Source organism: Kitasatospora sp. NPDC094016 (assembly GCF_040304045.1).
Lineage (GTDB): Bacteria > Actinomycetota > Actinomycetes > Streptomycetales > Streptomycetaceae > Kitasatospora.
Window position 1 is genome coordinate 127,687 of record NZ_JBEOUK010000016.1, and the last position, 11,881, is coordinate 139,567.

An 11,881-nucleotide genomic window follows, 5' to 3' on the forward strand; every position below is an offset into this window, starting at 1 on the left:
CCACACCGAATCCAGGACAGGCAGCCCGTGCGCGACCAGCTCAAGACCGAGGCCGGACAGCCGCCTGCCGTCCCGGGCCAGCGCGCCCTGCCCCTGACACCGGCACCGGCACCGGCGCTCCAACCGACCGCGCGCCCGGAGCGCGAGGACGTGGCGGGCCGGCTCGGCTACCTCGACCTGGCCACCCGGCGGATCAACAGCGCGCTCGACCTGTCCGCGACCCTGCGCAACATCGGCCGGGTGCTCGTCCCCACGCTGGCCGACGCCGCCGTGGTCCACCTGCGCGACCCGCTGCCCAACGTCGAACGCGAACCCGGCTTCCCGGACGAGCTGCGGATCCACCACAGCACCGGCACCCGGATCGGACGGCGCGGCCGGCCCAGCGGCGCGGACGACCGGCACCGCTCCCGGTACGGCTCCCGCTCCACCGCCGACACCGGCCCCGCCACCCCGGTGACCCGCGGCGGGGCGCTCGCGCACGCCCTGCTGAGCCGCCGCCCCGCCGAGTCCGCGGTGCTCGGCGCGCCCGGCGCCGAACGCACCGAGGCACTGCTGCGCGAGCTGTACGGCACCCGCGGGCTGGCCCGGCTGGCCGCGGGCACGTCGGTGCTGGCCCTGCCGCTGCGCGGCCGCAAGGCCGTACTCGGCCTGCTGGTGCTGATCCGCCGCCCTCCTGAACGCACCGGCCGGCCCGCCTTCGACGCCGCCGACACCGCGACCGCCGCGCACCTCGCCACCCAGGCGGGGCTCGCGGTGGACACCGCCCTGCGGTACGCCCGCGAGTGGGAGATAGCCAACGAACTCCAGCGCAGCATGCTGCCGTTGCGCCTGCCGCAGCCGCACGGCGTCCGCCTCGCCCAGCGCTACCTGCCGGGCGAGCGCGGCGCGCAGGTCGGCGGCGACTGGTACGACGCCGTGCCACTGCCCGGCAACCGGGTCGCCCTGATCGTCGGCGACGTGATGGGCCACTCGCTCACCTCGGCCGCCATCATGGGCCAACTGCGCACCAGCGCCCAGACCTTGGCCGCCCTCGACCTGCCGCCGCACGAGGTGCTCTACCACCTGGACGAGCAGGCCCAACGGCTCGGCCGCGAACAGCACCTGGCGACCTGCGTGTACGCGGTGTACGACCCGATCGCCAACCGGGTGGTGCTGGCCAACGCCGGGCACGTCCCGCCCGTCCTGGTCCGGCCGGACGGAACCGCCGAGTTGGTGGAGCTGGACTCCGGGGCCCCGATCGGGGTCGGCGGGGTGGACTTCAACTCGGTCGAACTGCCCGCCCCGCCCGGCTCGGCCCTGCTGCTGTTCACCGACGGCCTGGTGGAGACCCGCAGCCGCCCGATCAGCGACGGCCTGGAGGTGCTCCGCGCCCGGATCGCCGCCGCCCGCTGGCAGTCGCCCGAGCAGCTGTGCCAGGAGGCGCTGCGGATCCTGCCGCCCGGCGACCGCGGCGACGACATCGCCCTGCTGGGCGCGTGCTTCGACGGCATCCCGGCCGGGGACGTCGCGCACTGGTACCTCCAGCCGCGCAACGAGACACCCGGCCGGGCCCGCCGGCTGGCCGCCCACACGCTGCGCCGCTGGGGACTCGGCGAGCTCAGCGAGGCGACCGAGCTGATGATCAGCGAGCTGGTGACCAACGCCGTCCAGCACGCGACCCGCCCGGTCACCCTGAGCCTGGTGCGCACCACCCGGCTGCGCTGCGAGGTCGGCGACGACAGCCCGCTGCTGCCGCGGCCGCGCCGTACCGGGGCGGAGGACGAACGCGGTCGCGGCCTGCAGATAGTGGCCCGGTGCGCGGACCGCTGGGGCGCCACCCGGCTGGGCACCGGCAAGGTGGTCTGGTTCGAGCAGCGACTGCCCCAACCGCCCGTCGAGCCACGGCTGCCATAACCGCCCACGGCTGCCGTAACCGCCCGCGGCCGGCCGTCGAACAGCGGCTCGCCCGTCGAGCCGCGGCTGGTGTGACGCACGGGCGCCCGACGGGAGCGGCCCGCCGAGCGCCCTGGTGGTTCAGACCCCGACCGGCTCCTTCGCCGGCTGCTGCTCCAGCCGCGCGATCAGCTGCTCGCCCTCCATGTCGACCCGCGGCACGACCTTCTCCAGCCGCTTCGGGAACCACCAGGCGGCCTTGCCGAACAGCGCCATCGCGGCCGGCACCAGCGCCATCCGCACCACGAAGGCGTCCACCAGCACGCCCACCGCGAGGGCGAAGCCGATCGGCTGCACGATCGGGTCGTGGCCGAAGACGAACGAGCCGAACACCGACACCATGATCAGCGCCGCCGCCGTGACCACCCGGGCGCCGCCGCGCACCCCGGCCACCACGGCGTCCCTCGGCGCCTTCCCGTGGACGTACTGCTCCTTCATCCCGGAGACCAGGAACAGCTCGTAGTCCATCGCCAGCCCGAACAGCACGCCGATCAGCAGGATCGGCACGAAGCTCACCACCGGCCCGACCTTCGGCACGTCGATCAGGCCGTCCAGCCAGCCCCACTGGTAGACCGCGACCACCGCGCCGAGCGAGGCGGTGATGCTGAGCAGGAAGCCGGCCACCGCCTTGAGCGGGACGAGCACCGAGCGGAACGCCAGCGCCAGCAGCACCACCGCGATGCCGACGATCACCGCGAGGAACGGCGGCAGTGCCTGGCCGAGCTTGGTGGAGACGTCGATGTTGGCGGCGGTGGTGCCGGTGACGGCGATGTCCGCGCCGGTCGAGGCCTTGAGCGGCGCGCGCTGGCCGCGGATCTCGTTGACCAGCGTCCTGGTGCCGGCGTCGTCCGGTCCGGTCTGCGGGATGACGGTGAGCAGGGCGGTGCTTCCGGCCTGGTCGACGGCCGGGGGCAGCAGTGTCCGCACGCCCGGCAGGGTCTGCAGCCCGGCCGCCACCCCCTGCACCGCCTGCTCCGGCTGCGGCGCGCCCCCGGCGTCCACGACGACCACCAGCGGCGCGTTGAAGCCAGGCCCGAAGCTCTCGCCGACCAGGTCGTAGGCCTTGCGCGCATCGGTGCCGGCGGCCTGCGAACCGCCGCCCGGCAGGCCGAGCCGGAGGCTGGCGGCGGGCACCGCGAGCAGGCCCAGTCCGGCCAGTCCGACGAGGAGCACGGCCAGCGGGCGGCGGACCACGAAGCGGCCCCAGCGCTCGCCCAGGGTGGTGCGGCCGCCGGTGCGCAGCGCCCGCTTCCAGACCGGCAGCCGGTCGATGGCGCGGCCGGCGAAGCCGAGCAGCGCGGGCAGCAGCGTGATCGCGACCAGGACGGCCACCACGACGGCGCCGGAGGCGGCCAGGCCCATCACGGTCAGGAAGGGGACGCCGGCGACCGCGAGCCCGGCGAGCGCCACGACGACGGTGAGGCCGGCGAAGACGACGGCGCTGCCGGCGGTGGCAGTGGCGCGGGCGGCGGCCTCGTCCGGCTCCAGGCCCTCGTCCAGGTGGCGGCGGTGCCGGGAGAGGATGAACAGCGCGTAGTCGATGCCGACGGCGAGACCGACCATCAGGGCCAGCACCGGCGCGGTGGTGATGATCTCGAACGAGCCGGACAGCGCCATGATCGCGGCCATCGCCACGCCGACCCCGACCAACGCGGTCAGCAGCGGCAGCCCGGCGGCGACCAGCGAGCCGAGGGTGACCACCAGGACCACCCCGGCCACGGCCAGACCGATCGCCTCGCCGCCGTCGACCTGTGCCATCCGGTTGTACGCGTCGCCGCCGAAGGCGACGTCCAGCCCGGCCGCGCGGGCCGGTTCGGCGGCGGCCTTGACGGCCTCGCGCTGCTGGTCGGTGACGTCGGCGAGCTTGTGGTCGAAGGAGACCAGGGCGATCGCGACCCGGCCGTCCGGTGAGACGGCGTGGGTGGCGTACGGGTCGGGCACGGCGGCCACGCCGGGGACGGCGGTGATCCGGGCGACCGCCTCGCTGACCGCCCGGCCCGCCTCGGGCGTGGTGGCGCCGCCGGGCGCGGGGGCCGCGAAGACGACCTGGGCGGAGCCGTGGCCCTGCTCCGGGAAGGTGTCCTTGATCCGGTCCAGGGTGGTCTGCGCCTCGGTGCCCGGCACCTTGAACTCGTCGCTGGTCTTGCCGGCGAAGGCACCCGCGGCCCCGCCGATCGCGATCAGCACGGCGATCCAGACCGCCAGCACCGCCCGCCGTCTCCGGAAGCAGTAGCGGCCCAGTCGGTAGAGGTACGTGGCCATGGGTGACCCCTCGGTCAGGTCGTCGGGCAGGCAGGTGCCTGAACAGGTCTCGACCCACCGTACGCGCAACCTTGTCAGGTGACAAAGTTGGTCGACAGAATCGAATGACAGAATCGTTCGACGCAGTTATCCGACCATGGCGATACCCTGGCTGGATGGCTCATGTCCCCGCCTCCGAACGCCGACCGCAACTGGTCCAGGCCGCCATCGACCTGATGACCCGGGAGGGGGTCGCCGCCGGCAGCACCCGGGCGATCGCGGCCGAGCTGGGCGTGGCGCAGGCGACGGTGCACTACACCTTCGGCACCAAGAAGGACCTCTACCGGGCCGTCGTCGAGCAGCTGACCGCCGAGTTCATCGGCCACGTCCGCGCCGCCTACCCGGGCGACGGCTCCTTCGGCGAGCAGGTCGCCACCCTGGTCCACGCGCTCTGGGAGAGCTCGACCGGCACGGACGGGCGCTGCGTGCTGCTGAGCGAGTTCGCGGCGCTGGCGACGCGCGACCCGGACCTGCAGGAGATCATGCGGGCGCTCCAGCACGGGATCGAGCGCACGGCGGCGGAGATGCTCACCGCCCTCGCCGAGGCGCACGGCCTCGAACTGGCCACGCCCGCCGAGGAGATCTCCGTCCACTTCCTCACCGGCTTCGACGGCCTCACCGACCGCTACCTGGCCCTGCGCGCGCCCGGCGAGCAGCCCGACCACAACACCCTGCGGGCCCTGAACCTGCTGGTGGCCACCACCGTCGGGCTCTGCCTCGGCGCCCCGGCGAAGCCGTGACCCCATGACTCCGCAAGGCCGCTAGGAGGCGATCCGGACCGGGAGTTCGGCCAGCACCTCGCGCAGCGCGGCCGCGAAGCGCTCGTACTCGGCGCTGCGGGCCGAGCCCGGCCGGGTGGCCAGCCCGATCCGGCGTCCGGGGGCCGGGGCGGCGAAGCGGACGGCGGCCAGCCGGTCGGTGCGGCCGGCCTCGACGTCCAGCGCGGTGGCGGGCAGCAGCGTCACGCCGAGGCCGCCGGCGACCAGTTGGACCAGCGTGGACAGCCCGGCCGCGCGGGTGGTGGAGCCCCCGGGATCGGCGCCGACCTCACGGCAGATGTCGAGGGCCTGGTCGCGCAGGCAGTGGCCCTCCTCTAGCAGCAGCACGTCCAGGTCGAGCAGCACGTCGCGCGGGACGTCGATCCGCCCGGCGAGCGGGTGGTCGGGCGGGGTGACCAGGACGAAGTCCTCGTCGAACAGCGGGATGTCGCGGGTCGGCGAGGTGCCGCCGGCCGGGAGCGCGAGCAACAGGACGTCCAGCCGCCCGGCGGCCAGCCCCTCCAGCAGCGCGGGGGTGCGCTCCTCGTGGACGTGCAGTTCCAGCTCCGGGAAGCGGTCGCGGACCAGCCGCAGCACGGTGGGCAGCAGGTAGGGCGCGACGGTCGGGATGACGCCGAGGTGCAGCGGCCCGGTGAACGGGCGGCGGGCGGCCTCGACCTCCTCGGTGAGGGCTTGCAGCGAGGCGAGCACCCGGCGTGCGTGCTCGCGCACGCGCTCACCCAGGGGGGTGATAATCACTCTGCGCGTCGTACGCTCGACCAGCTGCGCGCCCAGCGACTCCTCCAGCGCCGCGACCGCCCCGGACAGGGCCGGCTGGCTGGTCCCGGTGGCGGCGGCGGCCTCCCGGAAGTGCCGGTGCTCGGCGACCGCGAGGAAGGCCTTGAGCTGGGCGACGGTCGGCGCCCGGGGGCTGCGGACTGTGGCGCTCGCCACAGTGGTCTCGGGTTTGGCGGCGGCGGCCCTGCGGGGGCGGGGCCGCGACGTGGGCGGTTCGGTACTGATAGCCATCTCCGATCAGACACATCAAGTGTAGCTATTTCCCTGATCAGTCCACGATGTGGAAACGTAGGGCGTGTCCGGAATCCGGACAAAACTCCCCTCAGTCTCACTTCAGGAGAAGCGAACGTGCTCACGATCGGTGACAAGTTCCCCGAGTTCGAACTCAACGCCTGCGTCGACCTGGACGCCGCGAACGCCTTCGCCGAGATCAACCACAAGTCCTACGAGGGCAAGTGGAAGATCGTCTTCTTCTGGCCGATGGACTTCACCTTCGTCTGCCCGACCGAGATCGCCGCGTTCGGCAAGCTGAACGACGAGTTCGCGGACCGCGACGCCCAGATCCTCGGCGTCTCCGGCGACTCCGAGTTCGTGCACCACGCCTGGCGCAAGGACCACAAGGACCTGCGCGACCTGCCCTTCCCGATGCTGGCCGACGTCAAGCACGACCTGATGCGCGCCTGCGGCGTCGAGGGCGCCGACGGCACCGCCCAGCGCGCGGTGTTCATCGTCGACCCGAACAACGAGATCCAGTTCGTCATGGTGACCGCCGGCTCCGTCGGCCGTAACCCCAAGGAGGTCCTGCGGGTGCTGGACGCCCTGCAGACCGACGAGCTGTGCCCGTGCAACTGGACCAAGGGCGAGGACACCCTCGACGCCCAGGCCCTGCTGGCGGGCTGACCCATGGCCCTCGACGACCTGAAGGCCGCCCTCCCGGACTACGCCAAGGACCTCAAGCTCAACCTGGGCTCGGTCATCGGCAACTCCGACCTCCCCGCCCAGCAGCTCTGGGGCACCGTGCTGTCCTGCGCGATGGCCACCCGCAGCGCCGCCGTGCTGCGTGAGCTGGAGCCCGAGGCCAAGGCCAACCTCTCCCCGGAGGCGTACACCGCCGCCAAGGGCGCGGCCGCGATCATGGGGATGAACAACGTCTACTACCGGACGCTGCACCTGCTCTCCGACAAGGAGTACAGCACGATGCGGGCCGGTCTGCGGATGAACATCATCGGCACCCCGGGCGTCGAGAAGGTCGACTTCGAGCTCTGGTGCTTCGCCGTCTCGGCCATCAACGGCTGCGGCCAGTGCCTCGACTCGCACGAGGCCGTGCTGCGCAAGGCCGGTGTCGAGCGCGAGGTCGTCCAGGCCTCGATGAAGATCGCCGCCGTCCTCCAGGCCGTGGCGGGTGTCCTCGACTCCGAGGCCGCCCTCGCCGCCGCCGGCGCCTGACGGACCCCGCACCAACGCCGACGGGCCCTCCCGGACACCACGTCCGGGAGGGCCCGTTGGCGTTGCGCTTCGGCCTCAGCCGTCCGCGGCCGGGGCGGCGGAGGTCCGGCCCGCGGCCTCGCGGGCGGCCTCCATGGCGGTGAAGACGGCCTGGCCGGCCTCGTTGCGCCGGCGCAGGTGGGTGATCACGGTGTTGGTGACGGCGATCAGCGGGACGGCCACCACCGCACCGCCGATGCCGCCGATGATGCCGCCGGCCGCGACGCCGAGGACGACGCCCAGCGGGTGCACCCGCACGGCCCGGCCGAGGATCAGCGGCTGCAGGATGTGGCTCTCGATCTGCATCACCGCGACCAGCACGATCAGCACCATCAGCGCCGTCCACGGCCCCTCGGTGACCAGGGCGATCAGCATCGCGACCGTGCCGGTGACGAGTGCGCCGACCAGCGGGACGAAGGCGCCCAGGAAGATGATCACGGCCAGCGGCATCGCCATCGGCACGCCCAGCAGATCGATGCCGATGCCGATGCAGACCGCGTCGATGAAGGCCACGCAGACGGTGCCGCGCACGTACGCGGTGAGCGTCGCCCAGGCCTTCGGACCGGCGCCGGCCATGGCGAAGCGGGAGTGCCGGGGCAGTCCGCGCAACGCCCAGTTCCAGATCCGCGAGCCGTCGTAGAGGAAGAAGAAGGTGGTGAAGAAGGCCAGCGCCACGGCGGTCAGCACCTCGACGGCGATCTGCGCGCCGGTCAGGCTGGCCGAGGTGATCTGGTCGGTGTTGGTGGTGATCGCCTTGCCGATCTGGTCGGCGTAGTCGTTGATCTGCTGCTGGGTCAGGTGCAGCGGCCCGGTGCTCAGCCAGTCCCGCAGCTGGTCGACGCCGTCCTTCACCTTGCTGGTGACCGTCGACAGGTTGGTGGACACCTGCCAGACCACGAACCAGCCGACCAGCCCGATTCCGGCCAGACCGCTCAGGAACACCCCGCCCGCCGCCAGCGAGCGCGGCACCCCGTGCCGGCGCAGCCAGGAGACCGTCGGCTCCAGCAGTGCGGAGATCAGCAGCGAGGCCAGCACCGCGAAGGCGACCAGCCGCAGCATGTCGACGATGTAGAAGACGACGTAGAGCGCGCCGCCGAGCAGCAGCAGCCGCCAGGTCGACTCGGCGGCCACCCGCAGCCCCCAGGGCACGGCCTCGGCCGGGGTGGCGGGCCGACCGGGGTGGTACTCCCGCGCCAGGCCGGGCGGCGCGGCCGGCGCGGGGGCCGCCGGGGCGACGGCCGGCACCGCGGCGGGTTCGACCCGCGGGGCCGGCACCGGATCGGGTGCCTCGGCCAGTGCGGGGACGGCGAGCTCGTGCGGGTCGGCCGCCATCGCGGCACGCCGGCGCCGTTCGATCACGGCGGCCGCGCTCGCCACCACGGCCATGCCCTTGGCCACGGCCTTGAAGGCCTTTCCGCCCCGCGCCATCCTCGCTACCACCGCTCCCCTGCTGAGCCGCCGTGCCCGGCGGTACGCCGTGGGTCCCGCCACGGCCGTCAGGGATGACGCTACCCGGCGGCGGGGCGGCGAGTCCGGCCCCCGCCGGGTTCGGCTCGAACAACCTCGTCATCAAACCGGGGCAAAACGCCAGGTTTCAGATGGTTTCGGACCGGAACCGCTGGGGAGGAGTCGAAACGGGGCGCCCGGGGAGAGCGTGGCCTCGGACCACGGACCAACTGTCGGCGGACCGGCCGGCGCGGGAAGCAACCAGGACCCCTTCCCGCGCCCCGCGTCCGCACCGGGCCCGCACCGCCCGCAGGCGCACTGGTCAGCGCAGCCCGGGCGGCGCGGCCCGACCCGGCTCCCGGTGGGCGGGAACGCGACGGCCCCCGGTCGCTCGTCGGGCGAGACGAGCGGCCGGGGGCCGTACCGGAGTCCACCGCCGGGCGGTGGCGGCTCCTAGTACCAGTTGTGCGACTGCCAGAACGACCAGGCGCCACAGGGGCTGCCGTAGCGGCTGTTCATGTAGCCCAGGCCCCACTTGATCTGGGTGGCCGGGTTGGTGCGCCAGTCGGCGCCGGCCGAGGCCATCTTGGTGCCGGGCAGCGCCTGGACCAGGCCGTACGCGCCGGAGCTCCGGTTGGTCGCGGTGTAGTCCCAGCCGCTCTCGCGCTTCACGATCTGGCTGAAGCACTGGAACTGGGCGTCGTCACCGACGACCTGCCGGGCGATGTCCTGGACGGATCCGGGGCTGACCGAGACCGGCGGGGCACTGTTGTCGGTGGCGGCCATCGCCGAACGCGCCTTGGAACGGTTGGCAGCGGCCTCGTCGGCCTTGCGCTTGTCCTCGGCGGCCTTGGCGGCCTTGTCCGCGTCGGCCTTGGCCTGGGCATCGGCCTTCGCCTGGGCGTCCGCGGCGGCCTTCTGGCGCGCGGCCTCCTCGGCGGCCTTCTGCTCGGCGGCGGCCTTGGCCGCGGCGTCGGCGGAGGCCTGCTGGGCGGATGCCTGCTGGCCGATGTTGTCACTGATGGTCTGCGCCTGGGCGCCAGAGGGGACTTCGGCAAGCAGGGTCGCGCCCGCGACGTCGACCGTCTGCGTCGTCTTGCCCTCGCTGCCCGAGGCCACACCCACGACGGCACCGACAGCGGTGACGGCGGTGGCGGAGGCCACAGCGACTCCCCGGACCGAGATCCGAGTCACATGGATTCCTTCCAGCATGCCCACGCGTGACCGTGCGGGCGCAACATACCCCTTGGCACTGACCTCCGCAGGTGCTCTGGTCACGGGAGGTGCTGGCCCGGCGTCCGGCCGAGGTGAGGCGACCGGGCGTTGGAATCGGGCGGCGTACGGCTCATCGGTCTTCAATTGTGCGCCCACCGACCGGAGTTGGTGGACCATCCGGGGCCGGACTCGTGGAGTCCGGAAGCCCTGCCACGCCGTACGCGGGGCCTGACAGAACCCTCACCATGCCGCACCGGACGCTGTCGACGCAATTCCCGTTCGCGTGGCGCACGTCACATTCACCGCACGGGAGTTCTTCGGACGGAAAGCACTCGATGTGATGAAAGGGATGAGGGCCCGCCCCGTCAGGAGCGGGCCCCGCATCAAGAGTTGACCGTATTGTCCGACTATGTCCTGGTCAGGGACGGATCACGGGTGGATGTCCTCCAGCATCTCCGTGACCAGCGCCGCGATCGGCGAACGCTCCGAGCGGGTGAGCGTGATGTGCGCGAAGAGCGGATGCCCCTTCAGCTTCTCCACCACCGCCACCACGCCGTCGTACCGGCCCACCCGGAGGTTGTCGCGCTGCGCCACGTCGTGGGTGAGCACCACCCGCGAACCCTGGCCGATCCGGGACAGCACCGTCAGCAGGACGTTCCGCTCCAGCGACTGGGCCTCGTCCACGATCACGAAGGCGTCGTGCAGCGAGCGGCCCCGGATGTGGGTCAGCGGCAGCACCTCCAGCATCCCGCGCGAGATCACCTCCTCGATCACGTCCGGGGTGGTGACGGCGGAGAGGGTGTCGAAGACCGCCTGCGCCCAGGGGCTCATCTTCTCCGTCTCGGAGCCCGGCAGGTAGCCGAGCTCCTGCCCGCCGACCGCGTACAGCGGCCGGAAGACCATCACCTTGCGGTGCTGCCCCCGCTCCAGCACCGCCTCCAGCCCCGCGCACAGCGCCAGCGCGGACTTGCCGGTGCCCGCCCGGCCGCCCATCGAGACGATGCCGACGTCCGGATCGAGCAGCAGGTCCAGCGCCACCCGCTGCTCGGCGCTGCGCCCGCGCAGTCCGAACGCCTCGCGCTCGCCGCGCACCAGCTGGACCCGGCCGTCGCCGGTCACCCGGCCGAGCGCCCGGCCGCGCTCCGAGGTGAGCACCAGCCCGGTGTGCACGGGCAGCTCGTCCGCCCCCTCGACGTCCACGGCGGCGTCGTGGCCGGCCGCGAACAGCGCGTCCACCTGCTCCGCCGGGACGTGCAGCTCGGACATCCCCGTCCAGCCGGAGGTGATGGCGAGCTCGGCCCGGTACTCCTCGGCGAGCAGGCCCACCGAGCTGGCCTTGATCCGCAGCGGCAGGTCCTTGGAGACGACCGTGACGTCGTACCCCTCGGCCTGGAGGTTGCGGGCGACCGCGAGGATCCGCGAGTCCGCCTCGCCGCCGCCGACCCGGTAGCCGGCCGGCAGTATCGACAGGTCGGAGTGGTTGAGCTCGACCCTGATGGTGCCGCCGAGCTCGCCGACCGGGATCGGCTCGTCGAGCCGTCCGTGGCGGATGCGGTAGTCGTCGAGCAGTCGCAGCGCCTGGCGGGCGAAGTAGCCCAGCTCCGGGTGGTGCCGCTTGGCCTCCAGCTCGGTGACGACCACCACCGGCAGGACGACCTCGTGCTCCTCGAAGCGGGTCATGGCGAGCGGGTCCGCCAGGAGCACGCTGGTGTCGAGAACGTACGTGCGCCGGTCTGGCGTCCGGCGGCTCTTGGAACTGACCACTAGGCCTCCAGAGCGGATGACCCTGCGTCATCCGCGGCAAGCCGGCCCCCGCTGCCCCGGTGGCCTCGGGACCGGACTGCCTGGAGTATTCCCAGGCGAGGGGCGGTGCATTCGCGCCCCCGGCGAACTGACGGATCATTGCCGGTGAACGTTTGGCCTCACGAGGGCTCCGGGTAGGCCAG

Annotated in this window: 9 protein-coding genes; 4 read left to right on the forward strand and 5 right to left on the reverse strand. The window is 73.1% G+C overall.

All coding sequences use genetic code 11. The features are described 5' to 3' along the window. The first annotated feature begins 27 nt into the window (after window positions 1-27). A complete protein-coding gene (locus tag ABT015_RS17760; RefSeq protein WP_350879958.1) occupies window positions 28-1,893 on the forward strand; it encodes an ATP-binding SpoIIE family protein phosphatase in 1,866 nt (621 codons plus the stop codon). Window positions 1,894-2,013: 120 nt separating this feature from the next. On the opposite strand, the gene ABT015_RS17765 is transcribed toward ABT015_RS17760, so the two are convergent. After that, the gene (locus ABT015_RS17765) at window positions 2,014-4,194 is read right to left on the reverse strand and encodes an MMPL family transporter (RefSeq protein ID WP_350879959.1); all 2,181 of its coding nucleotides are present in this window, start codon (window positions 4,192-4,194) and stop codon (window positions 2,014-2,016) included. A gap of 155 nt (window positions 4,195-4,349) precedes the next feature. On the opposite strand from ABT015_RS17765, the gene ABT015_RS17770 reads away from it, so the two are divergent. Then, window positions 4,350-4,973 (forward strand): TetR/AcrR family transcriptional regulator, encoded by a 624-nt coding sequence (locus ABT015_RS17770; RefSeq protein ID WP_350879960.1) that lies wholly within the window; start codon window positions 4,350-4,352, stop codon window positions 4,971-4,973. Between the two features lie 21 nt (window positions 4,974-4,994). Here ABT015_RS17770 and ABT015_RS17775 read toward each other — a convergent pair whose 3' ends face one another. After that, window positions 4,995-5,945, reverse strand: coding sequence for a LysR substrate-binding domain-containing protein (locus ABT015_RS17775; RefSeq protein WP_350879961.1), 951 nt, complete (start codon window positions 5,943-5,945; stop codon window positions 4,995-4,997). A gap of 192 nt (window positions 5,946-6,137) precedes the next feature. On the opposite strand from ABT015_RS17775, the gene ABT015_RS17780 reads away from it, so the two are divergent. Both ABT015_RS17780 and ABT015_RS17785 read left to right on the forward strand, forming a co-directional pair. Then, complete coding sequence (locus ABT015_RS17780) at window positions 6,138-6,689, forward strand: peroxiredoxin (RefSeq protein WP_063347991.1); 552 nt, start codon at window positions 6,138-6,140, stop codon at window positions 6,687-6,689. A gap of 3 nt (window positions 6,690-6,692) precedes the next feature. After that, window positions 6,693-7,235, forward strand: a complete 543-nt coding sequence (locus ABT015_RS17785; RefSeq protein ID WP_063347992.1) for an alkyl hydroperoxide reductase — start codon at window positions 6,693-6,695, stop codon at window positions 7,233-7,235. A gap of 75 nt (window positions 7,236-7,310) precedes the next feature. Here the strand turns inward: ABT015_RS17785 and ABT015_RS17790 are convergent, their stop codons facing one another. The 3 genes from ABT015_RS17790 to phoH2 all read right to left on the reverse strand — a co-directional run bounded on the left by ABT015_RS17790 (window position 7,311) and on the right by phoH2 (window position 11,699). After that, entirely contained in the window at window positions 7,311-8,702 is a 1,392-nt protein-coding gene (locus tag ABT015_RS17790; RefSeq protein ID WP_350879963.1) for an AI-2E family transporter, read from the reverse strand. Window positions 8,703-9,173: 471 nt separating this feature from the next. After that, window positions 9,174-9,914 carry an aggregation-promoting factor C-terminal-like domain-containing protein gene (locus ABT015_RS17795; RefSeq protein ID WP_400328322.1) on the reverse strand — a complete coding sequence of 247 codons (741 nt, stop codon included), beginning with the start codon at window positions 9,912-9,914 and terminating at the stop codon, window positions 9,174-9,176. 450 nt (window positions 9,915-10,364) lie between these two features. Then, window positions 10,365-11,699: an RNA 5'-3' helicase PhoH2 gene (phoH2, locus tag ABT015_RS17800; RefSeq protein WP_350879967.1), complete on the reverse strand. Its 1,335-nt coding sequence runs from the start codon at window positions 11,697-11,699 to the stop codon at window positions 10,365-10,367. Window positions 11,700-11,881: the final 182 nt, after the last annotated feature.

Bases quoted from the DNA above. Each gene is read 5' to 3' on its own strand.
- ABT015_RS17790 (WP_350879963.1), bottom strand. From the start codon at position 8,702: ATGGCGCGGGGCGGAAAGGCCTTCAAGGCCGTGGCCAAGGGCATGGCC.
- ABT015_RS17765 (WP_350879959.1), bottom strand. From the start codon at position 4,194: ATGGCCACGTACCTCTACCGACTGGGCCGCTACTGCTTCCGGAGACGG.
- ABT015_RS17785 (WP_063347992.1), top strand. From the start codon at position 6,693: ATGGCCCTCGACGACCTGAAGGCCGCCCTCCCGGACTACGCCAAGGAC.
- ABT015_RS17770 (WP_350879960.1), top strand. From the start codon at position 4,350: ATGGCTCATGTCCCCGCCTCCGAACGCCGACCGCAACTGGTCCAGGCC.